The organism is Marinoscillum sp. (genome assembly GCF_965229915.1).
Taxonomy (GTDB): domain Bacteria; phylum Bacteroidota; class Bacteroidia; order Cytophagales; family Cyclobacteriaceae; genus Marinoscillum.
Window position 1 is genome coordinate 4,468,324 of sequence record NZ_CBDDJZ010000001.1, and the last position, 26,735, is coordinate 4,495,058.

Sequence of the window (26,735 nt, forward strand, 5' to 3'; positions counted from 1 at the left end):
AAATCTCAATTCACCACCAGAACCTCTATCCTCCGATTAAGGGAGCGACCGTTGATTTCATCGTCATTAGATGCCATGGGCTTTTTAGAACCATAACCAACTGCAGCAATCCTGCTGCTAGCTATGCCATTTTCCACTAGCCATCTTTTAGCTGCCAGAGCCCGGTTTTTAGAGATGATCTGGTTCATACGCTCGTTCCCGATGTTGTCGGTATGTCCGGCTATCTCTATTTCATTGCCCGGATTGCTCACCAGAAAATCCAAAATCTCGTTGAGTCGGGGAAGGGAAGCCTCGGTAATGGTACTGGTACCAAACTCAAAATAAATATTACCAACGAAGAGTGGTTTACCATATGAGTCTGCGGATTCAGTATCTGGTTTTGGAGATGTTACCTTGGCAGTAACTGATTCTTTGGGTTTTTGAGACTCATCTTCCACTTCGGTATTTGCAGCCACTGTCATGTCTGTCTGAATGATCTCTGGCTTGCTTTTATACTTTTTTTCCAGTGCCAGTCTTTCTTCATCAGACAGATCTTTTGGTATCACATAGAAGTCTTTGTAATGAGTGATTGATTCCCCTTTGGAGTCATGGATCTCAAAACTCTCTGTCATTAGCGTATCAATTTGGCTAATCACCTCTACCCGAAAGTTTTCATTAGAAATGATGTCCGTGCCATATCTTCCTGAGCTATCCAATGGAGATCTGAAGTATTCATCTAGATACTGTGATGGATGAAAGCGAATTTCACCTTCAGTCACAGGTTCTTGAGTGAGTGCATTGATCACGCGTCCTCTGATTTTTGTTTTCTCAATCGACCAGAAAAAGAAGATGTCATAGTCTCCTTTGGAGTGTATACGATTAGAACTAAAGTAGCCCGAGCTGCCATCGGCATTCATTTTGAAGTGCATCTCATCATCTGGTGAGTTGATTGGCCAGCCCATGTTCACCGGATCGGTCCATAGGTTAGTAGCTTGATCAAGAGTGGAGACATAGACGTCATATCCACCCACACCTCCGGGCCGATCAGAAAGAAAATAGAACTTGGTTTCGTCGTGGGAGAGAAAGGGACTATCCTCGTTAAATTCGCTATTGATGGTTAAGCCAAACGGGTGAGGTTTTTCCCATTCACCTGTTTCTGCATTTCTGAAAGATTCCATTAAGTCAAGACCTGTATTTTTATTGCGCGTAGCAAAGATGATCCGGTCTTCATGCTCGTTGATGTAGAAGTGAGATTCTAGATGTGTGGATGTTATCTCACTGTCAAACTCTACGGGTTGGTTCCATCCAGTTCGGGATGGCTCACTGTAAAAGAGATCTCCCTTATGTACATCTCTGAAGATAAAGAGCTTACCGTCCTCGTTGACTACTTCCACGTTGGCTTCATTCCGATCAAAAGTGCCTAATACATCAAGTGAAGTTGGGGCTGACCAGCCATGGTCGTTTCCTTCTGCATGATAGATCTTGAACTGGTCATCTTTGGTATTCTCTCGGTTGGAAGCAAATAGAAGTTCGTCTTTCTCCTCGGAATATACCGGAGTAAGCTCAGCATATTCTGTATTAATAGGTCCGTCTAGCTGATGGATTTCATAGTTGTCTGGATTGTCAAAATAGGACACTAATTCCGCTGCTTTTGCGATGTACTGGTTCGTTTCACTGACGATCTCATCACTCTTATAACCAGATCGATTAAGGAATTTATTCCATGCCTCTACTGCCTCTGGAAACATGTATCTGTTGGCGTATATTCGACCTATCCAGTAATAGAAGAATTTATCAGATTTAGGTTTAAACTCATAAAACTTGATCATCTTATCCAATGACCTTTCACGGTATTTTGGTTGGATCAGGTTAGCGATCTCCAGTCGATATTCTGAGTCTTTGTACGATCTTCCTGTATTTTCAATTTCTTGAAAAAAGACGCTTGCGGCCTCAAAATCCTCTTTATAAAAGGCTTCAATTCCTCGTTTATAGAGCTTCGCTGGGTTTTGGGCGGTGGTAATGTTAGACGTTAACAAAAGAATCAACGTCATGAAGGATGCCAGTTTCATCATAATTCATTCTTTTTCTTATTACAATGATATGGGTTAACCTTCTTAAATACAGCTAGTTGAGAGTAGACGAGGATTAAATCCAGATGAACGAGAAAAAAGAGTTCAGTTATCGATGAACGGCGCTTTTTAAGTCATCAACAGGTCATTAGCCTCATCTTTCACTCATCTCTCAGTGTTTTAGCGGGATTTGTTCTGGATGCTTTGACTGTTTGCGCCAGTACAATCAGGCAGCCAATGATCAGTATTGGGACTGCACCAATGATCAACTCCAGAGGGTTGAGATCCATTTTGTGCACCATACTTTCAGTGAGATCCAGATAGAGGTAATAGCTTGCTGGGATGGCCACTATGGTAGCTATCAGGAATATCCAGCTGAAATTTCTGGAAATAATAACTATCAGGTTTTTTAGTTCAGCACCGAGCACTTTACGGATCGTTAGTTCTTTCATTTTTAATTCAGTGGTGTAGACTACCATGCCCAGCATCCCCAATAAAGATATCGATATGGCTATGAAGGCGAGCATTCCATACATCTTGGTTTTGGCTTGGAGGTGTTGGTAATAGTCCTGAATCTGCTGGTCATAAAAACGTGCCTCCAGTTCGTGATTTGAATCGATATCTCGCCAGATCGCATCTATTTTATCCAATGTTGATACCATGTCAGTACTTTGAATTTTAAGATTGAGATGCCACGGAGTACGGTCTGCATGGTAAAGGAATGCAAACGGGTCAATCTTGTTATATATGGTGCCATAGTTGAAGTCTCTGACTACTCCAATGATCGTTTTGTTAGCGCTGTAGTAGTGCACCCGCTTACCGATGGCGTCTTCTGGGTTGTTGATGCCAAATTTTTTTACGAAGTGTTCATTTACAATCATTTGATCATTGGGACCACCAGGCGTAAAATTGGTCCCGGCTACCAGCTGATGCCCCAGGTTGTCCAGGTAGGTCGGATCAACATAGTTGCTGTAGGTAGGGAAGCTATCCGGTTGGTCTAGCAGTCTGGCATGATCAGAGTTGGTATTGCCAATACTGGGGATAACCGATGACTCAGATATAGCACTAACTTCTGGCAATTGACTCAAAGCACTTTTCAGTAATTTGGCATCATTGCCTTGTACTTCAATGTTTAGGATGTTTTCTGTGTTAAAACCCAGGTCATAATTCAGTGCGAACTGGTACTGCTTTTCGGTGAGATATACCAGAGTCGCCAGTCCAATGGATAGAATGAACTGGACAGCCACCATCACCTTGCGCAGGCTCATTCCTCTGTCACCTTTGATGGAGATTCCTTTTAAAATGGACACTGGTTTAAAGCGGGCCATGATGCTGGAAGGAATCATGCCTGCCAGGATACCAATTACCACTGCAAATGCTACAAAGTAAGCAACCACTTCTGGCGTTAGCGCAAGTGTGGCAGTACGTCGGGTAGAGTAGGTGAGATCAATAAAGTAAGGACGTATGATCACAAAAAGACCAACGGCTATGACGAGGGAGAAGAGAGAAACTAACACTGCTTCCAGGATAAACTGATTGAATAGCTGTCTTTTTCGTGCACCGATCACTTTTCTGATGCCAATCTCTTTGGCTCTCTTGAGTGATCTGGCAATGCTGAGATTGGCATAGTTGAAGCAAGCGGAAAACAATACGATGATGGATAATAACACGATTTGTTGGATGTAAGATCGTGTCATGGTGATACCAATTTCATTGAATTTGCCATCTCCGGGAAAGATGTCGGCCATTGATTCCAGGTTCAAGTGCATCGAAAAGGTGGACACCTTATCATTTTCTTCCTTGCTGATGGCGTCCAAGTGGGACTGAACAGTTTCTATCTTAATATCTTCGGGAAATAACAGGTAGATGTAACTGCTCCACATGGTGTTCCATTCCCAGTGATACGCCGTTTCTTTGTCATTTTGTAGGGTACTGAGCGACGCAAGCGCGTCGAACTGAATGTGAGATGCCTTTGGGAGGTTTCTTATCACCGCTGTGATGGTGTAAGTCTCCTCTTTAAACTTGAGGGTTTGACCTATCACATCTACTGTCCCAAAGATTTTGTCTGCCAGGTCTTCTGTGAGCAGGATAGTGTTTGGTTCTTTTAAAGCCGTTTCTGGATTACCAGCAATCAGAGGAAAGGAGAATACACTCAAGTAATTAGATGAAACATAATGGCCGGAGATTTTGTACATTTTTTCATCGTGCTCCAGATCACCCCACATGCCTTTATTGATCTGGACGATTTCTTCCACACCGCCATAATCGTCTGCTAGTTTTTCACCCACCAGTAGGGATGTAGAGGCATATTCGTTGCTCTGGTCCAGGTGATTAGTTCTTGTGGTCGTGACTCGGTAGATTCTGTCGGCCTTTTCATGAAAGGAATCGTAGTTTTCCATTTCTGTAATAAAAGAAATGGTGATAAGGCCCACGGCCATGCTGATCGCCAACCCAATCACATTGATAGCTGAGAAGAGCTTCTGTCGCTTAATATTTCTTAAAGCTACGATCAGGTAGTTTTGTAAAATGCTGAAATGGTTCATGGGGAGCGGTATTTTAGGTGATTTGATAACGGATGGGCGAAGGAGTTTGATCATCTCCATATTGTAACGCCTTCTTGCATTTTTAAGTCCTTTACTCTTGATGTCTCTGAAGAAGCGTTCCTCCAGGTCTCCCTGCAGCTCTTCGTAAAACTGATCTTTACAGAGAGACCGAAGTATTTTGGTAAGGAACTGTGGTGGTCGGTGATTCATTGTCCTTGAGGAATTAAGCTCCAGAGTTCGTCACGAATGGATTTTGCTTCGTTTAAGGCTTCTCGACCCAGATTGGTCACCTGATAGAATCGTTTTCTACGACCGCCTCTTTCCGCCGTTGCACCTCCATACTCAGATCGGATAAAGCCTTTTTCCTCTAATCGCATCAGGGCAGTATGCAAAGCTCCTCTGCTGACTGAGCGTTTTGTTCGCTCTTCTATTTCATCCTGAATGGAAACCCCATAGGCGTTTTCGGCCAGTACGATGATGGTCAACAACACAATCTCCTGAAACTCGCCCAGATACGTTCCTTTCATATTTAGTTTCTTAAATGAAGACCAAATATAGAATAATTTAATTCTTAAATGAAGACTAAATGTTTGAACGGTAGATTTTTAACTGAAAAGGGTATAATTACCGAATTGATCGGAAGGAGCTGCGGCCTGGATCAGGGACTGGTCGTTATTTTCCAATTCGGTTATTCTGGGGCTTACAGCATGCATGAAGAGCTTTTCATCGGTGACTTGATCGAGTAGTTCGCTAACATCGTCCAGCGTGAGTTCTTCATTCAGCCATTTTTCACTCATTTGTTTGTTGAGGATAGCTGGCATGTCTTCACTGTAGCTCCCTAGCCTGGCTTGTGCAGGTACAGTGATCATGTTGAACGTATGTGATAAGTTGCCATCCAGATCTTCAAACTCCTCATAGATTCCTGCTATTCCGAAAGGAGTGTGGTGCTGCTGATAGCAGAAATATGGCGCCTTTTGTTTTTTACTAAGCTGCTTCCAGACGTAAAAGCCATTTGCAGCAATCAGGCACCTGGACTTTTCAATGGCTTTTTTGTAAGCCGGACGCTGAAATGCACTGTCTTTGGTCAGGTTGAACAGACGTGGTGAAAGCGCTTTGTTATTGGCCATCTGCTGAGTTTGTCCCCAGTGAAAGAACTGAATCATGTCTTGGCGGTTGAGGGCAACCACTGGTAGGGGTTGGGTAGGGCCGGCGTTGTAGCTCACAAATGTGTCCACAGGAAGTTCAGCGTTCATGAACTTCTCCAGTTCTGGCTTTTCACAGAATATGGTGTATCTATCGTACATTAAACGGAAAGATAGCAATGCTCGAGGTGCATTTCTATAGTTGCTGGAAAAATTCCAGAGCCTTTTGTTCTGACCAGTAAACTTTCTGAGGGTTGATGCTGATAAAGCCCACATGGCCACCATGTGCGGTGGTCTCTAGTGTCACGTTGGGTAAGTTTTCGGTCAGTGAATGATCCAGACTCTCCGGGGTGAGGAATGGATCGTTTTTCGCATTAAGTATGAGAGTAGGTACCTCTATTCCATTTAAGAAATACTTACTGCTACACTGACGGTAATAATCTGTGGCATCTTTATATCCGTGCAGTTTGGAAGTAAACGCATCATCAAATTCCCGGATTGTTTTCACATCATTCAGAGTTGATACATCAATTTTCCCAGGCATTGCTGCGGCTTTGTCTTTTACTTTTTGAATCAGTGTTCTCAAAAACCTACGTTCATATATTTTACCTCTGAGCGAACTCAGGTTGTTCGATCCTTTGTCCAGATCGAGGGGAGTACTTACCGCTACAGCCCCTTTTATTTTTGGACTCCTGGAGGATTCTCCCAGGTATTTCAGGGTCATGTTTCCTCCCAAACTGAAACCTACCAAAAAGACTTTTTTGTAATCGGGAATGGCATGTTGGACTACTTCATCCAGATCATCAGTGGCTCCACTATGGTAAAAACGCACGGCTTTGTTCATCTCACCACTACACCCTCTGAAGTTCCAGGCCAGCACATCATAGCCATTTTCAGTGAAGTGCTTGGCCATACCAAGTACATAGGGACGATCACTGCCTCCTTCCAACCCATGCTGCACGATGACCAGTCGGTCACTGCCTTGTTTGCGCCAATCCAGGTCCACGAAATCCCCGTCGGATAAGGTGAGTCGCTCACGATCAGGAGCTTTAAGTCCTTTTACCTTTCTAAACAAGGCAGGATAGATCGTTTCCAGATGTCCAGAGATAAAACGTTTGGGTCTTTTGTAGCTGGAGTTGTCAGATGCCGGCATTTTGGAATTTTAAAAACTTTATCCTCGTTTTTGCATTTATTTTAAAAACCAAATTAAAAGATTCAGATGTGTTGGAGAAAAACACACATGGATTAACTTTGGATTTGATTTGTTAGGGTAAAAATAACGCTTATAAAATGGCTGAAGTAATCAGAATGCCAAAGATGAGTGACACCATGGAAGAAGGAGTCATCGCATCTTGGATAAAAAAAGAAGGAGACGAAGTAGAATCTGGGGATGTACTGGCTGAAGTAGAAACTGATAAAGCCACCATGGAGCTGGAATCTTACCAGGATGGTGTGCTACTACATATAGGAGTAAAAGAACAAGAAGCGGTGCCAGTGGATGGTGTGATCGCTATTATTGGAGAAAAAGGAGAGGATATATCTAGTTTGCTCAAAGATCTGGAAAGCGGATCAAATGGAGCAGCTAGCGGAGATGATGCGAAAGAGGAAGAGTCCTCTGATGAGCCTGCGGGTGAAGAAGTAGACACATCTGATATCAATGCTTCGGTCATTCGAATGCCAAAAATGAGTGATACCATGGAAGAGGGTGTCATCGCTCAATGGCTGAAAAAAGAAGGTGACGAAGTTTCCTCAGGTGATATATTAGCCGAGGTAGAAACGGATAAGGCCACTATGGAGCTGGAAGCCTACGAAGATGGTACATTGCTTCATATTGCAATAGAAGACGGTGGATCAGTTCCTATTGATGGTGTCATTGCCATTATTGGTGAAAAAGATGCCGACTGGAAGTCATTGCTCAAAGCTGAGTCTGGTGGAGGGTCCAAAAAATCTGAGAAAAAAGAAGAGCCTAAGCAAGAAGCTAAAAAAGAAAGCACCTCGGCATCCTCTTCGGCACCAACTGCACAGCCTACACAAGATACTACTACTGATGGTGGAAGAATCAAAGCTTCACCATTGGCGAAGAAGATTGCTGCAGAAAAGGGTTACGATCTGAGTCAAATCCCAGGATCAGGGGATGGAGGAAGAATTGTGAAAAAAGATGTAGAAGAGTTTACACCTTCACAAGCTCCGGCTTCAGCACCTGTAGCAGACAGTAAAGGAAAAGAAGGAGCACCGGTGGTGAACCTACCGAAGGTAGTAGGAGAAGAAAGCTATACGGATGTGCCGGCTTCTCAAATGAGAAAGGCGATCGCCAAAGGATTGATGAACAGTCAGTTCGGAGCACCACACTTCTACCTGACCATGGATATCGATATGGACAAAACCATTGAAGCTCGCGCAGCGATCAATGAATTGTCTCCAGTGAAGATTTCCTTCAACGATATTGTAATCAAAGCGGTGGCTGCTGCTTTGAGGCAACACCCTAATGTTAATACCTATTGGCTGGACGAGTCCAAGACCATTCGTAAGAACGACCACATTCATGTAGGTGTAGCAATGGCCATTGAAGATGGACTCATCGTGCCGGTTGTGAAATTTGCGGATAGCAAGAGCCTCGCGCACATTTCTACTGAGGTGAAGGAATTTGCTCAGAAAGCAAAAGCAAAGAAGATCACTCCAGACGAAATGCAGGGGAATACCTTCACGGTCTCCAACCTGGGAATGTTCGGAATCGAAGAGTTTACATCGATCATCAATGCACCGGAGTCTTGTATCCTCGCTGTAGGGGCGATCAGTCAGGTGCCTGTGGTAAAAGATGGTCAAATCGTGCCGGGTAATCGCATGAAAGTAACCCTAACCTGTGATCACCGGACGGTAGATGGAGCCACTGGAGCAGCCTTCCTGAAAACACTGAAAGGCTATATCGAGAATCCTGTGGCGATTTTGATCTAGAAAGTAACAAACCATAAATGAAATGTCCCGTTAGGAAATGACGGGACATTTTTATTTAGACTAAGACAGAAATGGAAAAAATCAAATCGACAACCGTCGTAGCTATAAAACACAATGGTCAGATCGCTATCGGAGCAGATGGTCAGGCCACCATGGGCAATACCGTGGCGAAAAGCAACGTCAAAAAAATCCGAAAGCTTCAGGATGGCAAGATCGTTACTGGGTTTGCAGGATCCACGGCGGATGCGTTTACCTTGCTGGAGAGGCTTGATGAAAAGCTGGCCACTTACACCGGCAATATGAAGCGGGCCGCAGTAGAGCTGGCCAAGGACTGGCGAACTGATCGCTACCTCCGAAGATTGGAGGCCATGATGATTGTGGCGGATAAAAACGAAATTTTGGTGATCTCAGGTACTGGAGATGTGCTGGAGCCGGATGATGACATTGCGTCGATTGGGTCTGGTAGCATGTATGCTCGCTCAGCAGCGATGGGTTTGAAGCGTCACGCCACTGATCTGACAGCAGAAGAAATGGTTCGAGAAAGCCTCAACATAGCCGCAGATATTTGCATCTACACTAATCATAATCTGGTGGTGGAGACGTTGTGACATTCGAATAGTAAGGAATCAAAAGGTCATGCTGGATTACTGGTGTGACCTTTTTCGTTTAAAAATACTCCAATCGAGGTATTGAGTATTGTCTGGAGATATGGCTATTTTGAATTCTGGTATTAGTTCAGGTCAATTTAGTTCATGAAAAAGGTCTTCATAAGTGTTTTCTGTACATTCTTCTGGATGATTGGGTTTTGCGCTCAGAGATCTCTGGATGTGCGAGATTGTGAAGATGACGAAAGGTTGTTTCTGAACCAATACATGGACGTGCTAAAGACGGATTCCATGATTCCTTTTGAGTTGGTTAGAAGTGAGCGGTATGACACCCTGTTCACACCATTAGGTACCAGCCCTGTGTTGCAAGTGGGATACAACGACGATTTTTACTGGTTTCGATTTCAGGTGTCCAATCCGCTTTCTCGTTCGGTGCAACTAAAAATGTTGCTTGGGCAAATTGGCATATTAGAGGGGGAGTTGTTTCAATCTTCCAACGCTGGATGGAGATCATTGGGGAAGATAGGTTATCAATACCCATTTGAGTCTCGACCCTATAATTACACCCATTATGTTTTCCCTATAGAAATATCCCCACAGACCACGGATACTTTTTACTTGTTTACTGATGAGCGACATGCTTTTCGGGTGATTGCCACTGCACTTTTGAACAATAGGGAAATGCAAGCTGCAACTATGGAGTTCTATACTTTCTTTGGTTTTATCACTGGGGTACTTGGCTTGTTTTTGTTGCTAAACATTTACTTGTACTTCACTACCAAAGATCAAATTCACGCCTGGTATGCGCTTTATATTTTTTTAGAAATAGCCTTTCTCTTTAAGCATGATGGACTTGATTCCCAGTTTCTGGGGATGGATTCGTTTCACGGGTATCGCTTGTTCGGAATGGCAGGTGTTTCGGCATTGTTGGTGGCGTGTTTGGTACATGTCATTCAGTTATTTCTTGGCAATATCGAGCGGCAGTCATGGGTGTTTCGGTTGACCAGTTTTTTGAAGTATGCCATCGTGGTTTTTGGTTTGGCTCACTTCGTGATATTCTATGTGAGAGGTGATACCTGGCTCGAAACACTCATTTTAGAGCTCACCACCAAATCCATGATTGTGGGACTGCTACTGGTGTTTGTCAATACAGTTATCAGCATCTATCGTGGATATAAGAGTGCATGGCTGGTGCTGGTTGGTTTGTCTGTCTTTTTGATCGGGGGAATGGAGCGCACGCTGATGGCCGAGACTGTAACTTATATTTTTCCACCTAATCTCTTTCAGGTTGGTATGTTGATCGAGACTACTGTTATTTCATTTGGTTTAATGTATCGATATCGGTTGTTTCAAAAGGAAAAGGAACAGATTGCTCAAGAGCTGCAAAGCGAAAAAGAAACCAAAGCTGGAGAGATCATAGGCGCACAGGAAAATGAACGAAAGCGTATCGCAGAAGATCTTCATGATGATCTGGGTAGTAACCTGGCCGTTATTCAGCTTAACCTGCAAACGCTCAAGTCAGAAGATCATCGAAAGTCTGAAATAATGAGTTTGCTTGAAGATACATCAGCTAGGGTACGTCAGATTTCTCACAACCTGATGCCACCACAGTTTAGTGAGGTAGCACTGGAAGATGTGATTAATGCATATTTTGAACAGCTCAATGAAGAATCGACAATCGGGTTTACTTTTCATCTGGTAGGTAGTAGTGAGCATTTTGATAAGTCGGAGGAGTTGATCATCTATCGGATTATTATGGAGCTGACCAGCAATGTGCTACGTCATTCTCAGGCTAGCGAGTCCACTGTTCAGCTTTTCTTTCAACAGGGAGGATGTGAGCTAATAGTAGAAGACAATGGAGTCGGTTTCCAGAGCACTGAAGGTGGTATTGGTTTGCGAAATGTCAGGTCTAGGGTAGATTATCTGCATGGCACTTTTTCTATTGATTCAGGCAATAAGGGTACTACGGTGATTGTAGAAATTCCACATACTAAAGGAAATGGCGCAAAAAAATAAAATAATCATCGCAGATGATCATGTCTTATTTATTGAAGGCTTAAAGGTCTTGCTGGCTGATCATCCGGAGTTTGAGATCATTGCCACGGCCAACACGGGGAAAGTACTGCTCAGTTGCCTGGCTGACTTTAAACCTGATCTGATTCTACTGGATATCAATATGCCCGATCTCAATGGTCTGGAAGCGCTAAAGAAGCTTCATGCTATCTACCCATATATTAAGGTGGTGATGCTCTCCACTTACAATGAGCAATACCTCATAGACCTGGCCAGAAAATCTGGTGCAAAGGGTTATCTCATTAAGACGACACCCAAGGAAAAGTTAGTCGAAGCAATAGCAAAAGTATGTGCTGGAGGAGAGTTTTATCCAGAAGGCAAGAAGGAGCAAGTCAAATCTGAAATGGATAAGAATGATGGGTTCCTGAAGCAGTTTAACCTAACCAAAAGAGAATTGGAGATCATGCAACTGGTCAAAGAAGGAATGACCTCACAGGAGATTGCAGATCAATTGGTTTTAAGTGTGCTGACAGTACGCACGCATCGCAAAAACCTGATGCAAAAGCTCAACCTCAGCACTCCTGGAGCCCTGGTTAAATTCATGATGGATCATAATTTGTAATTCAGAATACCTCCTATTCGGTATTGCACCCCATTGGAGTGCCTTCTAACTTTATCATACAGTTAAGCTAGAAGTGCAATTAGACGAATTGACACGGAATAGCACGTTGCGTTAAGGCTACTTGATAACCTATCAGGTGGCCTTTTTTGATAATTATACCTCCAATTAGGTATTGTGATCGGGTAGAGCGACCCGTAGCTTTGATTACAAACCAACATAATATATACTGTAATGAAGAAAATACTACTACCGCTGATTTTAATGGCCTTTTTGGTAGCGTGTACGGAAGATCCGGCTGAAGATGTAACCAAAGACGACCAGGAGCAAAACGATGATACAAATGATGACAACACTGACGATGATACTGACGACAGTGATGATGACACGTCAGATGATGGTGACTGCCATATAGAGACCATAGTGATAGAATGGGATACTGATGATAAGTCTACCACTACCTTTGAATATGACGCTGATGGCAACATTGTCAAGATTACCGATCTGGAAGAGTGGGTAGAAGATGGAGTCGCTCAGTCTGACACCGACGTAGTGACCGGAGAGTATGAGGATGGTAAATTGGTAAGTGCTGAAGAGTCTGAAGATGGTCAGGTGTATGAGACGTATGAAATCATCTATGATGGAGATAAGATAGTGAAGTACATAGAGGAAGAAACCGAAGATGGTTCCATCGATGAATATCGATTCACTTATGAAGGTGATCAGGTCGTAAGAGTGGAAAACTGGGACAATTACAGTGGAGATACTCAAGGAGAGTTTGTACTCTATTCTTTTGATGAGTTCACATATACCAATGGAAACATAACCAGCATTGTTGGGGAAGATGTATTAGAGGAGAATGGTGAAAGTTACTCAGTAGATATTACCTATGATGGTAAAAAGAACCCATTAAAAGGGAATCTGCTTTGGATGCTTTGGGAAGGTGATATTACTGACTACATAAGCACGAATAATGCACTAACATATGATGAGGAGTACACCTATGATGGAGAGACAGAGCAGTGGAATACCACCATTACCTATGAGTACAATGATGCGGAACTACCGACGAAGATTACTTACAGCGACTCAGAAGGTGATACCTGGAGTTATGATCTGGGATACACCTGTGATGAAGATTAATCAGATTTAAAGAATAAATTGAAGCCATCTGCCAGTTAAGTAGATGGCTTTTTTTATTTACGCTTATGCATCCAGGTGCTCGTAATCAGCAATCAAGGTATATAGGAACTTGACATCTGGCAGATCGGTAGTCACCTGTAGCATTTCCTTTATTTTCTCTGTCAGTTGGCCAATAGCCGCATAGTTGAGTCCGTCAGCTCCATGCTCCAGCGATTTTCTAATCAATTCTATTTGCTTGTCGCTAAGCCTTTTTACCTGGGGAAATTGAATCTGGTAATTCGGATCCTTTTTGAGTGTTTTGATGCTGTCGATCGACTTCCTCTTTTTGACTTTGATGACTGTAGTACCTGCAGCCAGATCGCCCAGCCGTTGACCATTCTTAGTAACAATGATCGATATGATAGCGACCGCTCCGTAAAATGGGATATCCAATAGTCTTAAAATCCAGCGTAGAAGGTAGTTACCAAACCCAGGAGCTCCTCCATCCAGTTTGACCACTTTGATATCTCTGACATGCTTACCCGGCGACTGTCCCTGCATGAAGTATTCGAACGCGAGTGAATAGAAAAGAGGTGGAATAAAAAATATGCCTATGAAAATTTCATTGCCACCTAATCCCGAGATAATGATCACTGCCAAAAAGAAATAGGAGCCAAGGATTAACAAATCAATAATAGTGGCAATGATCCGATCTCCCAGACTGGCTAATTCGAGGTTGATTTCAATGTTTTGGTTGGTAATAAATTTTGCCATAACTGAAAGGCTTGCTATTTTGTCGCACTCGTTGAATGCATTCATTCAGAAAACGCTAAAGATATGCGGCAGGGACTATTCGTGAAAGTAAATGAGGATAAATGGCTCAAGTTTGAGAAGAAACTGGAGCAGATAGAGCACCTCTCAGCAGATGAGCTCTCGGAAATTTACGTTCACCTTACGGAAGATCTGGCCTTTGCACGAGCTAAATATGCGGATTCAGATTTAGTGGTTTATCTCAACGGGCTCACGCTGAAAGTGCACAATGTTATTTACCGAAACAAGCCCGAAAAGACCAATCGGCTGGTAACATTCTGGACAATGGATCTGCCAGAAGTGCTGCACTCCTCTAGAAAATACCTTGTTTATGCACTGCTGATTTTCTCCGTAGGTATCGCCATTGGCGCTTTGTCAGCAGCCAATGATCAGACCTTTGTTAGGCTGATACTCGGTGATCAATATGTCAATATGACTTTGAAGAATATCGAAAACGGAGATCCTATGGCCGTATACAAACAAGCTTCAGAGGGCGTCATGTTTTTGGGTATCACCGTCAATAATATCAAGGTTTCTCTCTTGGCCTTTGCTATGGGGATCTTTTTTTCTCTGGGTACCGGCTATATATTGTTTACCAATGGTGTGATGGTCGGAGCTTTCCATTATCTATTTGTTCAAAACGGCTTGTTTGATGAAACGATCATGACCATCTGGGTACACGGTACGCTAGAGTTGAGTGCTATTGTCTTTGCAGGTGGTGCTGGTTTGGTTATGGGCCATAGTCTATTATTTCCAGGTACTTATCCGAGAGGATATAGCTTCCGAAAGGGAGCGAAAGAGGGCTTGAAAATTGTGTTGAGCCTTGTTCCTTTTTTCATTGTAGCCGGATTCCTGGAAGGTTTTGCTACCCGACATACGGAGTGGCCGTTTTTTTTAAAATTATTGATCATTGCCATATCGGCCTTAGTGGTTGTTTTTTATACCTTCGTTTTGCCTAACCTACATAAATATGTCAGAAAAGAACATAGTGCTGTACAAGCAGCGTGATTTTGGTCAAAAGCTCAACATCACTATCGAGTACATTCGATACAATTTTGCTCCATTGATGAAAATGCTGTTGATCATTGTGATCCCGATGGGAATTTTGTCTTCGTTTTTCCTGGGCAACTATTTCAGCATTTTCGGTGGATTGGTTAGTAATCCTGACGCCACATCAGCCGATGCTGTAGGCTTTATGGGGCAGATTGCATTCACTTACCTGGGGATTATTGTTGCCTATATGATCACATACTCCTTCATGGTGGCTGCCGTATTTACTTACATGAAGGCTAAATCTGAGCAGGGTTCCGTGGATTACATGGATGCACTCAAGGATTCATTCAAGTACGTGCCTGGACTGATTGGGTTGAGTATCCTTGTTGGGATTATTTCGTTTATTGGCTTTTTCATTTTCATTATACCGGGTATTTACTTCATGGTAGTTTTCTCCATTTCATTGCCCATATACATGTTTGAGCAGCAGGGTGTAGGTCATGCTTTCAGTAAGTGTTTTAAACTGATCCGGGATAAATGGTGGAGCACGTTTGGTCTAATGATGATCTCTTCCATTATCGCTGGCGTGGCTAGCTATATATTTATCATTCCGACCTATGTATTGATGTTAGGAGATATGTTTAGGAATGCAGAAAATCTGGAAGCCGATCCGGGTTCTTTTTTTGCCATGTTTGATAGCTGGACAGCCACAGCCGGGATGGCTTTTTCGATGATCGGAACGTATCTAACCTACTGCATACCCATCATTGCCATAGGGTTTCAGTATTTTAACCTTTCTGAGCGAATGGAAGGAACCGGATTGAAGAGCCAAATAGAAAACTTTGAGAACCTTAGTTAGTAGCGCGTTATTTCTATTCATTGCATTTTGGTCCTCTGGTTTTGAGCTTGCTGGTGATCAGGACCTGAGACATTTTGACCAGGAGCAGATCACCGTGTATAAGGCAGATCCTGCTTTTGATTATTCTACTGATTATGCCAAATCCGGCTCACTGATCAATTTGTTTTTTATCTACATTCTGGACATGCTGGGCTCCATTTTCAGAGCAAGTGGATTCAGCCAGTTATGGCCGTTTATATTCCGCATATTGATTGTGGTGGTCATCCTGGCTGTTCTTTATTATATTCTCAAAAACCGCTACGGATCGGTGATTGAGACCAGATCCAGAAATTTTGTACCAATGGGTGTGTCAGTGGTGACTGATCAGCACCTGGATTACGATCAGTTGATCCGAGAAAGCAGGGAATCAGGAGATTATAAACTAGCCATTCGATACCTTTTCTTGAAATGCCTGAATGACCTCAATCAGTCCAATCAAATAAAAATCACCACCTGGAAAGCCCCTTTGGACTATGTGGACGAGTTGCCATCAGGCAAACAGCAGCCGTTCGCTGACCTGGTTAAGCTCTTCGAGTTGACCTGGTATGGGGATTATGCGGCTGATTCACAGGAGTTTGATCAGGGTGTGCAATTTGTAAAAAGGCTGGAGCAATGACCAAAAGAGAAAAACGGCTATATGCACTTCTGGCAATACTCTTCATACTGTTTGTGGTGGTGGAGCAGTACAAACCTGAACCATTGGTATGGATCCCTACCTTCGCACAAAACGACAAGCAACCATATGGCGGATATGTGTTGTATGATCGGCTAGAAGATTTTTTTGAAAGCAAGCGGCTTTCATTTGAGACGATTTATGAGCTGGGGGATTCTGTCAATGCCAACCTGATGATCCTCTCATCAGAGTTTTCACCGGCTAAGGAAGATTACGAGGTGCTAATGAGTTGGCTCAATAGGGGCAATGATGTCATCATTTCATCCAGCATCTACTCGGAAAACTTTCTTGATACATTAGGTTTAGCACTGACAGAAGAGTTCAAGCCTTCCACGCTCAATCCAGACGATTCTCTCGCTATACAGCTCAATGAATCCAGTGTGTTTTATCCATCCAGCATGTTGGTGACTGCTTTTGATTTGAAAGATAGTTCGGGCTGGGAAGTGGGGGTGCAGGCTCAGGAACCCGTTTTGATCTATAAGCGATTTGGTGAAGGTCGATTGATCCTCAGTACATTTCCACTGGCATATACCAACTTTGGCTTGCTCAGACCGAATGGATTGGATTTTCCTGAGTATTCACTGAACCTCATGAGTGAAGCCAAGCTAATTTATAATCGCTACTATCACAGTGGTCGTATGGAATCAAAGACACCTTTTCGTTACTTGATTTCGCAACCACCGCTCCGTTGGGCTCTGAACTTAACCCTCTTGGGTATATTGGTTTTGATCATCATCGGCAGTCAACGCAAACAAGGCGTCATCCCGATACTTGACCCTAATACGAACACCACCCTTAGATTTATCAAAACGATGGGTGGTCTGTACCATCGAGAAGGCAGGCATGCCAGTGCAGCTCAGAAGCTAATAAGTCATTTTATTAAATCGCTGCAAGAGAAATATTACATCACCCAGTTATTTGAAGAAGAGACGTATCGGTCATTGGCCGGAAGAACTGGCCTAAAGAAATCTGAAGTGATCCAAACGTTTGAGATGATTCAGCATGTACGAAGTGGTCAGCCTGTATCGGAGCAGTTGCTGACCGAACTCAATCAAAAAATCGAAAAATTTAATATCAAATAGATGTCAGAATTTACCAATAGAATTGACTTAAAGGCCTTTTCAGAAAAGATAGCTCAGCTTAAGGAGGAGGCACATAAAGCACTTGTGGGGCAGGAGCAGATGCTTGATTTATTGCTCACGGCATTTTTTACTGGCGGACATGTTCTCATTGAAGGAGTGCCAGGAGTAGCGAAAACGCTCTCTGCTAGATTGTTGGCCACCATGACCAAAGCTGATTTTAAACGAATCCAATTTACACCGGACTTGATGCCATCCGACATTCTTGGGACATCCGTTTTTAACCCTAAGAGTACTTCGTTTGAGTTTAAAGCTGGACCTGTTTTCTCAAATTTGGTCCTCATTGATGAGATCAACCGGGCTCCAGCCAAGACTCAGTCGGCCCTTTTTGAAGTGATGGAAGAAGGACAAGTGACCAATGATGGTACGGTCTACCCCATGGAGGAACTCTTCATGGTGATGGCCACACAGAACCCAATAGAGCAGGAGGGAACTTACCGGTTGCCCGAAGCACAGCTCGATCGTTTTCTTTTCAAAATCAATGTGGGTTATCCCAGTACTAGTGACGAAACCAAAATACTGGCTTTACAAAATCAGACGGCTGGATTTAAGAAGCTGGCATTCATCGAGGAAGTTATCTCCAAAGAGGAGGCAATAGCCTTGAAAAAGAATCTGAAAGACATCCTTGTTAAGGATTCGTTGCTACAGTACATAGCTGAGCTCATCGCTCAAACACGAAATCACCCTTCACTTTATTTGGGTGCATCCCCGAGAGCTTCCATTGATCTGCTCAACGCTTCCAAAGCCTATGCTGCCATGAAGGGAAGAGATTTTGTCACTCCGGACGATATTCAGTTTTTACTAAGGCCCATCATCGAACACAGAATTCAGCTAACACCAGAGGCAGAGCTTCAGGGCATTAGCATGGAAGAAATCAGTCAGCAGATTGTACAACAGGTAGAAGTCCCAAACTAAGTGAAGATTTTCGTTACCAATCGCTTTTACTATCTGCTGGTCACTCTGATCGTTGCCTTCATTTTTGGGCAGTATTTTGGTCTGGTGTACCTGCTGGCAAAGATCGCATCTGGAGCCATTGGAGCGGCTTTGCTGATGGATGTGTATCTGCTTTTTGTCAGAGGACGAGTAGTGGCTCATCGATTGGTGAACGAACGATTATCCAATGGGGATGAAAATGAGGTTCTCATCGAGTTGGAAAGTCATTATGACCTGAATGTTTCTGTGGAGGTTCGCGATGAGGCACCAGAGCAATTTCAATTGCGGGACTTCCAGGTCAACACCACACTGCAGAAGTTGAGTAAAAAGGCTATTAATTATAGTCTGCGCCCTACCAAACGTGGCGTTTATCATTTTGGACACACTATCCTTTTGGTCAATACATCGATAGGACTGATCCAGAGAAAAATTAAAGCAGGATCTCCAGAAGATGTCAAAGTCTACCCATCATTCATTCGCATGCATCAGTATGAGCTCATGGCCATTTCTCAAAACCTGACCATGCAAGGGCAAAAGCTCATCAGAAGGGTAGGTAACAGTAAAGAATTTGATACCATCAAGGACTATGTGATGGGAGATGATCCCAGAAACATCAACTGGGCAGCAACTGCGCGTAGAGGCCACCTGATGACCAATCATTACATCGACGAGCGCGCTCAGAATGTGTACTGCGTCATTGACAAGAGTCGGGCCATGAAGATGCCGTTTGAGCAAATGACACTGCTCGATTACTCTATTAACGCTTCGCTGGTGATATCGGATATTGCTTTGAAAAAGGGGGATCAAGCCGGTTTGGTGACTTTTGAGCATCAGGTGGATACGACAGTGAAAGCCAATCATCGGGGCGCACAGATTTACCAGATCATGGAGGCACTCTATCATCAGAAAACCTCTTTCAACGAACCTGATATTGCTTCTGTGTACACCCATGCAGTGAAGACTATCAATCAGCGAAGTTTGCTGCTGCTGTTTACCAATTTTGAGTCGATCCATAGCCTGCACAGACAGCTTCCTTATTTGAGATTGATCAACCGAAAACATCTGCTGTTGGTGATTTACTTTAGAAACACGGAAGTAGATAAGCTTCTGGTAAACCCTGCAAAGTCTACACGCGAAATCTACAATCAGGCCATCGGACGACAAATGCTGGAAGAAAAACTGCTCATCCGAGATGAATTGCAGAAAGCAGGTATCCTTTCACTTTACACTACCCCGCAGAATCTAAATGTAGATGTGATCAATAAATACATAGAGGTGAAAGCTAAGAGGATGCTGTGATCAGTCGGGAAGCTTCGACTCAACAAATCTTGTGAAGTCCTGGTAAAGTGTAATTAAATAGGCTGTTGATTGATGTAAAAGGTTCAATGCCTCAAGTTGTTCCAGTTTTTCATCAGGATATTCATGGGCTATTTGATTTCTTAACTCTCTCAACTCTAACCAATCTTGCTTGCTATTGATAATCTTAAGCTTTTCAAGCAGATTCAGATTATCAATCATGGTGAGGCTTTCCACTGATTCCCCTAAAAGATTTAGGCCTGATGGTATCAGCTTTTTACCCATGGTGTCTTGTAGTTTGCTGAATCTAAAAATTAGTTGATCAATAAAAGCAACTTGATCTGCGGTTAATTGATCAAATGTTTTATGGTCTAAAGGGAATAAATCGTTTGTTCTATTGATGGCGTGTTGAAGTCTCTGAATGTGATTATCACATTCTGTTTTTGCACTTCGATATTTCTGCTTAGCCAAGGACATTATAGTTTTTCACCTGACAAGGCGTTGAGATAAATCAAATCATTTTGTGCAGGTTGTTCTTCTGAACGAATAATAACGTCAATTTTTTGATCACCCAAAGTAGCTTTTAGCCTTGCTAGAAACTGGATTTTTAGCTTAAGCTTATTCTGATGATGGGAAGTACGTATGAGTAGGTCAATATCTCCTCCATTAGCTGTTTCTGAAACTCTAGAACCAAAGAGGTAAACTTCAGCATCCTTCCCAAAGGTGATTTCTGTTACCTTCTTGATGTGTTCTATTTCTTTTGCGGAAAGTCTCATGGCATAAAGATACTTTAAGTTGTTTTTAAAGCAAGTGTATGGCGATACCCCACTATGTACCTCACCAATCCGGATCAATGGTTAAGCGATCCAATACACGGCCTTCGTTGACTACTACCATGGAGTTGACCGGTATGGACTCCCATCCCGGATCATTGCTGAGGGGCTCTGAGCTAATGATTACCGCTTTTTCATTTTCTCCTGGATCTATCATGGAGCAGACTCCTTCTTCACAGACATATTTCCGACCGATATTTAGATAAAGCGAATCAGCTTCCTCTGGTTGGTCAGTAGTGAAGCGCACGGCTACTGCCAGGTGACCATTGGTCAATACCGCATTGATGTAACTGTGTTCATTCACCTGCATGGAAGTGCACAGGTTCATCACCTTTCGTATGGTGGCCATCAGCGAACTACTCATCCGATCGTGCATGTCTAAGGTGTCTCGTTTAGTCAGTTCATCTTGCAGTATGGCAAAAAAGTGCTCGGAATCTGTGGAGCCTTTGATTTGATTGAAGGCCTCATCAGACAGTGATTCCAGTAGTTTACGTCGGATTCTGGAGAAACCTCCAATGTCTCCATTGTGCATGAAGGCATATTGTTTGAACGTAAATGGATGGCAGTTGGACTCGGCTACCTGCAGTCCCTGAGTAGCCGCTCTGACATGTGCCAGGATGCAGGTAGATTCTGTGATTCTGGATAGTTGCAGCAGGTTGCGGTTGTTCCATGCGGGTGTGACGGATTTGAAGGTGGCTGGTTCGTCAGAAATCTGATGGTTGTACCAGCCAAGTCCGAAACCATCTCCATTGAGTGGTTCGTCACGTTCCTGCGCATTAAAACTTTGGTTGATCAGCGAGTGATCGGGTTCGGTGATCAGGGAACCAATCCTGATTGGTCTGCCCTGGTAAAAAGTAAAGCGGCACATGGCCTGTTTTGGGTAGTTGTTTGGATAAAAGGTACGCCAATTATCCATTTGATGCAATATTGAATTTAGATCTATTTGTCTTTCCTCAACTCCCTAACCTCCTCTGTCAACTCATCAATTTTCATCAACAGCTCACGCATCACTGGATTGGAGCTGGACGAATTCCTGAGCTCTTCCTCTCTGAAACCAAATACCGTATCCAATCTCCCAATGATCAGAGATAATCCGATAAATAAAACAAAAAGAATAGGCGTGGAAATAATAAGGTTGTCGAAAATGAGTTGGCCTAGCTGAGTGTCTTTGTAGGCTTCCAGTAGCACAAAACCGATCATTAGAAACTGGATGTAGCCTATGTACATTCTGGCTCGGTCGATGTAGACCTTCCATCGAATGAGGGTACGCTTGTTTGCTTTTATTTTATTCATGTTTCATCGTATTTGACATAAAAAAGCCCTCACATTTTCTTGTCAGGGCTTCAATTGTTGTTAATTCATTTAAACTAAAACTGCACCTCTGGAGCCTTTTCGGCACCTTCTTCAGCTTCGAAGAGTGGCTTTCGCTCAAAACCTCCCCAGCCAGCAATAATGCTGTTAGGAAATACCCGAATGTAGGTATTGTAGTCCTGTGTGGTTTCATTGAACCTTCTACGTGCTACGGCTATTCGATTCTCAGTTCCTTCCAACTGGGCTTGTAGCTCGAGAAAGTTTTGATTTGATTTTAGCTCAGGGTAGCGCTCCACAGTCACCAAAAGTCTGCTCAAGGCGGAATTCAATTGGCCCTGAGCCGCCTGGAATTGCTGCAGGTTTTCGGGTGTCAGGTTGCCCGCATCGATATTCATGCTGGATGCTTTGGCTCTTGCTTCTGTCACGCCTGTCAGTACTTCTTTCTCCTGCTCTGCAAACCCTTTTACGGTGTTTACCAGATTAGGTATGAGGTCATTTCTTCGCTGGTACTGGGTTTCTACATCTGACCAGGCAGTATTCACCGCTTCATCTTTAGTGACCATGCTGTTGTATTTTCCCGAAAAGAAATTGTAAATGAGGAAAACGGCCACAACAACAATGATTATGGTAATCCACTTTTTATTCATAATTCTACTTTATTAGTTTTAGCTTGCTGTATAAATACAAGGATACGAGAACTAACGATATTGTGAAAATTCGGATACTTTTTCCACTAATAATATTTCTGATTTCCTGGTCTGTTGTGGCACAGGATGTTCAAATTCCCGAACTGGAAGGTTATGTGACTGATCAAACCAGTACACTTAGTTCTGGGGAGAAAAACGCGCTGGAACGCAAGCTTTATGAGTTTCAGCAAGCCAAAGGAAGCCAGGTACGCGTAGTGATCATCTCCACCACCGGTGAGGAAACCATTGAGCAGTTCACGATACGTCTGGCCGAGCAATGGAAGATTGGTCGGGGAGGTGTGGATGATGGTGTGATTTTACTCTTCGTAATGAGTGATCGCAAGATGCGAATAGAGGTGGGGTACGGACTAGAAGGAGCGCTCACTGATGCGTTAAGTAAACGCATCATTAGCAATGTGATTACCCCGGAATTTCGGTCTGGACATTTCTATCAGGGAATCGACAGTGGAGTAGACGTGGTGCTGAGCGCTATCAACGGAGAGGAACTACCTCCAGCTGTGAGTAAACAAAGGACTTCTGAAAATGATGGTGGTGGTGGTAATTGGGCACTCGCCATTATTGTATTTGCTTTTTTTGGGGCAGCCATTTTGAAAGCGATACTTCACAAAGCACTTGGTAAAAAGAAATCTGTGGGAATTGTATCCGTGATTGTCTTCATCATTGGATGGCTGATCGCTGGGTTCTTTGCCAGTTTATTTATCACAGCTGTAGTAGCCATCTTCATGTCTGTACCGTCAGGCGGTGGACGTGGAGGCCGCGGTGGCGGTGGCATGTACTGGAGCGGAGGCTTTGGTGGTAGTAGCGGCGGAGGATTCTCTGGAGGTGGAGGCTTTGGCGGCTTCTCCGGAGGCGGAGGCGGTTTTGGAGGCGGCGGAGCATCCGGAGGTTGGTAATTAAAAGATTCAGATTAATGGCTAGATATACATTTTCAGATACAGAGAAAGAGCAAGTAAAACAGGCAGTGAAAGATCTGGAAACCGTTTCTTGCGGGGAGATCGTGCCTTACTTTGTCAATTCCAGCGATGACTATGCAGAGGCATCCTGGTATACTGCTGGAGTATTCGGTGGGGTGACTTCCGTTTTGATAGCGATCCTTTCCTACTTGTGGTTGTTGCCCTGGAGGCTTACTCCATTGGAGGTAAGTCTGATTATATTCGGTGCATTTTTAGTGGGATTTTTGATCCCATTAATCCTGCCCAAAGCCAAGCGATGGATCATTTCAAGTGATCGGCAGCAAGAGCGTGTCAATCAACGAGCCCTGCAGGCCTTCATGAACGAAAAGGTTTTCGAGACTGAAGAGCGAGTGGGCATATTGATCTTCATTAGTCGGTTGGAGCACCAGGTGCTGGTACTTGGCGATGAAGGCATCAGTCAGAAAGTAAAGCCTGAAGATTGGCAGCATGTAGTGAATGAAGTTATCAATGGCATCAAAGCCAATCAAATAGGGACTGGATTGGTCAAAGCCATTTCGCTATGCAAGGATTTGCTGCTGGACAATGGCTTTGTCAGGAAGTCTACTGACTTTAATGAACTGGATGATAGTTTGCGAATAGAAGATTAACCTTTCCTGTGATAGAGCATTTTTACCAATCCAGAGTCGAATTCCTCAATATCCTGGATTTGAAACCAACTCTCCGCACTTCTGGTGAAAAGTGGAATACCACTTCCAAGGATTACAGGCATTTTAAACAGCCATAGTTCATCAATCAATTGAGTTTCTAGTAGCAGGGTATTGATTTCAGCACCACCTACCAGCCAGATGTCTTTGCCTTTTTCCTCCTTGAGCCGCTTTACACAACCAGGGATGTCATGATGGATGAAAGTTATCTCATCCGTTGATTCTGCTTTCAGGTCATGTGTAAACACGATACTCCGCTTGGTGCTGTATGGCCAGTCGCCAAATCCCAACACCTGTCGATACGTTTTCCCACCCATCAGTACTGTATCAATGGTATTTAGGAAGTCTTTGTAGCCATAGTCCTGATCGGTGTACAGCCAATCTACATCGCCATTTTCTCGGGCAATATAACCATCGAGGCTGGTCGCAATGAATAGTTTTACCTTTCTCATAACTCACAGATATTTTTAGCTTCTTCCACAAGATGACGAATTTTGGATGGTTCCAACCCAATGTGCTGAAGTATGTCTGGCTGAGTAGCGAGACTGCTTGCAAGCACGATCTCCTGGCGAAAAAGTTGTTCTTTGATGTTTTTTGATAATCCGGGGATGGTGGTGACAGGGTAGAGCATGTACTTGGTTACAAGACTTTTCAAACTATTGGTGGGATGATCCCAGCTCATCATGTGGAGTCCGGTACATCGCCCAAAATCAGCTGCATCACTCGTAAATCTGGCGTTGGTTACTACCCAGCCTTCGTGTTTTCTGGCATTAAACTCCTTGTTGGAGGACCAAACCGCTGAGAGATCTTCAAATCGCGACTTGATGTACATTGGCACTTTTACATCCGTCTTGTAGCCAAGTCTGTTGTGAAACTTACATTCCATCATTCGTACCGCATGATCGTTCACCGCAAGTACGTCCACTTCATGAGTTACACATTTTCCCTGCATGGTTTGTCCAACCTGCACCTGGTAGCCTTCTTTTTTCATTAGTTCACCTATGAACAGCTCAAAAGGATATCCAGTAGGTCCAAGTTGTAACAGGGCTTTCTTTAATCCATATCTGGAGGCCTTCTCTTTCGCCCTGTTTTTGAGCAGGCGGTGTGCTTTTTGGTAAATCTGCTTAGTGCTGATCCCATTGTAAAGTCCAGACCTTATTGTTTGTGTGATCTTGTCAGCTTGGCTGGTGGTTGCACCGGCTTCTGTCAAGCTTTTTAAGAGTTTTTCAGGATCAAACGTATCGGTTTCACCTGAGAATTTTCGAATGGTAATGGGGTTACTGCTCACTTTGGGAAGTTAACTCTGCCAACTCAATTTTTCCAATTAGGAATAGTGAAATATCACTCGGATCAGAAGTAGTATACCACTTAACACCATGAAGCCGATGGCCCATTGACGAAACCGTAGGTCAGTGATCTGGCTAAGTAACCTTTTACCAAAGAGATTGCCCACAGCTATGCCTAGCCCCAAAGCGATGGCTAATGTCCATTCAGTGGAATCCAACAAGCCGAAGACGGTATAGGAGCCAAGTTGAGCAAGACCCATGATGAAGCTATTGGCCGTTTTGGTGGCGATTAGCTCCTCCTTTGAAATATTTAGATTGAGGTAGAATGGGTTTAATACAGGACCAGCTCCTCCGATTAGAGTGCCAATAACGGAGATGAGCAATCCCAATGGAGCGAGCAAGGGATAACTCATCGGGAAAGAGGCTTTCTTTTTGCCCCATCTATATTGAAAGAGTGTGGAGATAAGAAATAGCCCAACAATCACCTGGAGAATAGGGATTTCAGCTTTTTTGAAAAAGGCAGCTGCCACCAAGGAACCTAGCATGGCAGATGGAGCGTACCACCCGACGGCTTTCCATACGATGGATTTCCAGAAAAGTACGAGTCGAGTGGGTCTTCCGAATAAGTTGGCTGCATTCAGCACTGGAGCTGTTGCTGTCACCCCGATGAGTAAATTCAGAATAGGTATGAGCATCAGTGCTCCACCACCAGCTGTCAGTGTGGAGATACTAAAAGCAACTACACCACAAGCAAACAGTAGGAGTAGAAGCTGCCATTCAGCCATGACAAGATCATTTTTGAATTATACGCTTGCCTTACCTCTAAAGGTACGAAGCACCAAAATGATGCATATGATCGTCCAGACTATCACCAGAGTGGCTTTCCACCAACCTTGACCAGACATGGCCTCACCATTAATTTTGATTTCAATAGTGGTGGAAGTAGTATCGGCTGCAGCAGTTGCTGTTTCCTGAGCAAAAGCGACAAGGGAGAAAAAAAGCGCAGATAGTGCAGCGAAGACTCTTTTCATAGTAGCATTAGGAAATTTATCGTATGCTAAGGTAAGCGAAGTTTGGGTTTTAGACAATTCGAGAAATATTTTGTGGGCAAGAATAGTTTTGATGTGTCATTTGCCTCACTATATTTGCAATCCTTTTGAGGAAATGCACTCGTAGTTCAACTGGCGGTCCGCC

Annotated in this window: 28 protein-coding genes; 13 read left to right on the plus strand and 15 right to left on the minus strand. The window is 43.6% G+C overall.

Annotated elements, in window-relative coordinates:
* Positions 1 to 5: 5 nt before the first annotated feature.
* The 5 genes from ACO067_RS18985 to ACO067_RS19005 form a co-directional block, all read right to left on the minus strand.
* Positions 6 to 2,051, minus strand: coding sequence for an OmpA family protein (locus ACO067_RS18985; protein ID WP_421877028.1), 2,046 nt, complete (start codon positions 2,049 to 2,051; stop codon positions 6 to 8).
* 158 nt (positions 2,052 to 2,209) lie between these two features.
* The gene (locus tag ACO067_RS18990; RefSeq protein ID WP_421877030.1) at positions 2,210 to 4,801 is read right to left on the minus strand and encodes an ABC transporter permease; all 2,592 of its coding nucleotides are present in this window, start codon (positions 4,799 to 4,801) and stop codon (positions 2,210 to 2,212) included.
* Positions 4,798 to 5,118 (minus strand): PadR family transcriptional regulator, encoded by a 321-nt coding sequence (locus ACO067_RS18995; RefSeq protein WP_421877032.1) that lies wholly within the window; start codon positions 5,116 to 5,118, stop codon positions 4,798 to 4,800. The genes ACO067_RS18990 and ACO067_RS18995 overlap by 4 nt, the downstream gene beginning before the upstream one ends.
* A 78-nt stretch (positions 5,119 to 5,196) precedes the next feature.
* Positions 5,197 to 5,895, minus strand: coding sequence for an SOS response-associated peptidase (locus ACO067_RS19000; RefSeq protein WP_421877034.1), 699 nt, complete (start codon positions 5,893 to 5,895; stop codon positions 5,197 to 5,199).
* A gap of 34 nt (positions 5,896 to 5,929) precedes the next feature.
* Positions 5,930 to 6,886, minus strand: coding sequence for a YheT family hydrolase (locus tag ACO067_RS19005; RefSeq protein WP_421877036.1), 957 nt, complete (start codon positions 6,884 to 6,886; stop codon positions 5,930 to 5,932).
* Positions 6,887 to 7,023: 137 nt separating this feature from the next.
* On the opposite strand from ACO067_RS19005, the gene ACO067_RS19010 reads away from it, so the two are divergent.
* The 5 genes from ACO067_RS19010 (at position 7,024) to ACO067_RS19030 (ending at position 13,065) form a co-directional block, all read left to right on the plus strand.
* A complete protein-coding gene (locus tag ACO067_RS19010; protein WP_421877038.1) occupies positions 7,024 to 8,685 on the plus strand; it encodes a pyruvate dehydrogenase complex dihydrolipoamide acetyltransferase in 1,662 nt (553 codons plus the stop codon).
* 71 nt (positions 8,686 to 8,756) lie between these two features.
* The gene (hslV, locus tag ACO067_RS19015) at positions 8,757 to 9,293 is read left to right on the plus strand and encodes an ATP-dependent protease subunit HslV (RefSeq protein ID WP_421877040.1); all 537 of its coding nucleotides are present in this window, start codon (positions 8,757 to 8,759) and stop codon (positions 9,291 to 9,293) included.
* A 144-nt stretch (positions 9,294 to 9,437) separates the two neighbouring features.
* Positions 9,438 to 11,306 carry a sensor histidine kinase gene (locus ACO067_RS19020; RefSeq protein ID WP_421877043.1) on the plus strand — a complete coding sequence of 623 codons (1,869 nt, stop codon included), beginning with the start codon at positions 9,438 to 9,440 and terminating at the stop codon, positions 11,304 to 11,306.
* Entirely contained in the window at positions 11,290 to 11,925 is a 636-nt protein-coding gene (locus ACO067_RS19025) for a response regulator (protein ID WP_421877045.1), read from the plus strand. Before ACO067_RS19020 ends, ACO067_RS19025 begins: the two co-directional genes overlap by 17 nt.
* A 231-nt stretch (positions 11,926 to 12,156) precedes the next feature.
* Positions 12,157 to 13,065: a hypothetical protein gene (locus ACO067_RS19030; RefSeq protein ID WP_421877047.1), complete on the plus strand. Its 909-nt coding sequence runs from the start codon at positions 12,157 to 12,159 to the stop codon at positions 13,063 to 13,065.
* Between the two features lie 63 nt (positions 13,066 to 13,128).
* On the opposite strand, the gene ACO067_RS19035 is transcribed toward ACO067_RS19030, so the two are convergent.
* Positions 13,129 to 13,818 (minus strand): RDD family protein, encoded by a 690-nt coding sequence (locus tag ACO067_RS19035; protein WP_421877049.1) that lies wholly within the window; start codon positions 13,816 to 13,818, stop codon positions 13,129 to 13,131.
* Between the two features lie 63 nt (positions 13,819 to 13,881).
* On the opposite strand from ACO067_RS19035, the gene ACO067_RS19040 reads away from it, so the two are divergent.
* Genes ACO067_RS19040 through ACO067_RS19065 form a run of 6 tightly spaced genes read left to right on the plus strand, consistent with a single transcriptional unit; the run spans position 13,882 to position 19,789 of the window.
* Positions 13,882 to 14,862, plus strand: a complete 981-nt coding sequence (locus ACO067_RS19040) for a stage II sporulation protein M (RefSeq protein WP_421877051.1) — start codon at positions 13,882 to 13,884, stop codon at positions 14,860 to 14,862.
* The gene (locus tag ACO067_RS19045) at positions 14,825 to 15,706 is read left to right on the plus strand and encodes a YciC family protein (protein ID WP_421877054.1); all 882 of its coding nucleotides are present in this window, start codon (positions 14,825 to 14,827) and stop codon (positions 15,704 to 15,706) included. The genes ACO067_RS19040 and ACO067_RS19045 overlap by 38 nt, the downstream gene beginning before the upstream one ends.
* Complete coding sequence (locus tag ACO067_RS19050) at positions 15,690 to 16,361, plus strand: hypothetical protein (protein WP_421877057.1); 672 nt, start codon at positions 15,690 to 15,692, stop codon at positions 16,359 to 16,361. The genes ACO067_RS19045 and ACO067_RS19050 overlap by 17 nt, the downstream gene beginning before the upstream one ends.
* Positions 16,358 to 17,500, plus strand: a complete 1,143-nt coding sequence (locus ACO067_RS19055) for a DUF4350 domain-containing protein (RefSeq protein WP_421877059.1) — start codon at positions 16,358 to 16,360, stop codon at positions 17,498 to 17,500. The genes ACO067_RS19050 and ACO067_RS19055 overlap by 4 nt, the downstream gene beginning before the upstream one ends.
* Complete coding sequence (locus ACO067_RS19060) at positions 17,501 to 18,472, plus strand: AAA family ATPase (protein WP_421877061.1); 972 nt, start codon at positions 17,501 to 17,503, stop codon at positions 18,470 to 18,472.
* The gene (locus ACO067_RS19065) at positions 18,473 to 19,789 is read left to right on the plus strand and encodes a DUF58 domain-containing protein (protein ID WP_421877063.1); all 1,317 of its coding nucleotides are present in this window, start codon (positions 18,473 to 18,475) and stop codon (positions 19,787 to 19,789) included.
* On the opposite strand, the gene ACO067_RS19070 is transcribed toward ACO067_RS19065, so the two are convergent.
* From ACO067_RS19070 to ACO067_RS19090, 5 genes are all read right to left on the minus strand, one after another.
* Positions 19,790 to 20,257, minus strand: coding sequence for a hypothetical protein (locus ACO067_RS19070; RefSeq protein ID WP_421877065.1), 468 nt, complete (start codon positions 20,255 to 20,257; stop codon positions 19,790 to 19,792).
* Between the two features lie 5 nt (positions 20,258 to 20,262).
* Positions 20,263 to 20,562, minus strand: a complete 300-nt coding sequence (locus ACO067_RS19075) for a nucleotidyltransferase domain-containing protein (protein ID WP_421877067.1) — start codon at positions 20,560 to 20,562, stop codon at positions 20,263 to 20,265.
* Positions 20,563 to 20,623: 61 nt separating this feature from the next.
* Complete coding sequence (locus ACO067_RS19080) at positions 20,624 to 21,535, minus strand: class II glutamine amidotransferase (RefSeq protein ID WP_421877071.1); 912 nt, start codon at positions 21,533 to 21,535, stop codon at positions 20,624 to 20,626.
* 23 nt (positions 21,536 to 21,558) lie between these two features.
* Positions 21,559 to 21,912: a hypothetical protein gene (locus ACO067_RS19085; protein ID WP_421877073.1), complete on the minus strand. Its 354-nt coding sequence runs from the start codon at positions 21,910 to 21,912 to the stop codon at positions 21,559 to 21,561.
* A gap of 74 nt (positions 21,913 to 21,986) precedes the next feature.
* Positions 21,987 to 22,577, minus strand: coding sequence for a LemA family protein (locus tag ACO067_RS19090; protein ID WP_421877075.1), 591 nt, complete (start codon positions 22,575 to 22,577; stop codon positions 21,987 to 21,989).
* A gap of 116 nt (positions 22,578 to 22,693) precedes the next feature.
* Here ACO067_RS19090 and ACO067_RS19095 point away from each other — a divergent pair, with 116 nt between their 5' ends.
* Both ACO067_RS19095 and ACO067_RS19100 read left to right on the plus strand, forming a co-directional pair.
* Complete coding sequence (locus ACO067_RS19095) at positions 22,694 to 23,530, plus strand: TPM domain-containing protein (protein WP_421877077.1); 837 nt, start codon at positions 22,694 to 22,696, stop codon at positions 23,528 to 23,530.
* Between the two features lie 17 nt (positions 23,531 to 23,547).
* Complete coding sequence (locus ACO067_RS19100; RefSeq protein ID WP_421877079.1) at positions 23,548 to 24,198, plus strand: TPM domain-containing protein; 651 nt, start codon at positions 23,548 to 23,550, stop codon at positions 24,196 to 24,198.
* On the opposite strand, the gene ACO067_RS19105 is transcribed toward ACO067_RS19100, so the two are convergent.
* From ACO067_RS19105 to ACO067_RS19120, 4 genes are read right to left on the minus strand one after another with little or no spacing between them, the layout of a single operon-like run.
* Complete coding sequence (locus ACO067_RS19105) at positions 24,195 to 24,707, minus strand: dihydrofolate reductase family protein (RefSeq protein ID WP_421877081.1); 513 nt, start codon at positions 24,705 to 24,707, stop codon at positions 24,195 to 24,197. The genes ACO067_RS19100 and ACO067_RS19105 overlap by 4 nt on opposite strands.
* On the minus strand, positions 24,704 to 25,543 hold the full coding sequence (locus ACO067_RS19110; RefSeq protein ID WP_421877083.1) for an ATP cone domain-containing protein: 840 nt from the start codon (positions 25,541 to 25,543) through the stop codon (positions 24,704 to 24,706). Before ACO067_RS19110 ends, ACO067_RS19105 begins: the two co-directional genes overlap by 4 nt.
* 36 nt (positions 25,544 to 25,579) lie before the next feature.
* Complete coding sequence (locus ACO067_RS19115; protein ID WP_421877085.1) at positions 25,580 to 26,326, minus strand: sulfite exporter TauE/SafE family protein; 747 nt, start codon at positions 26,324 to 26,326, stop codon at positions 25,580 to 25,582.
* Between the two features lie 18 nt (positions 26,327 to 26,344).
* Complete coding sequence (locus ACO067_RS19120; RefSeq protein WP_421877087.1) at positions 26,345 to 26,572, minus strand: hypothetical protein; 228 nt, start codon at positions 26,570 to 26,572, stop codon at positions 26,345 to 26,347.
* Between the last annotated feature and the right edge of the window lie 163 nt (positions 26,573 to 26,735).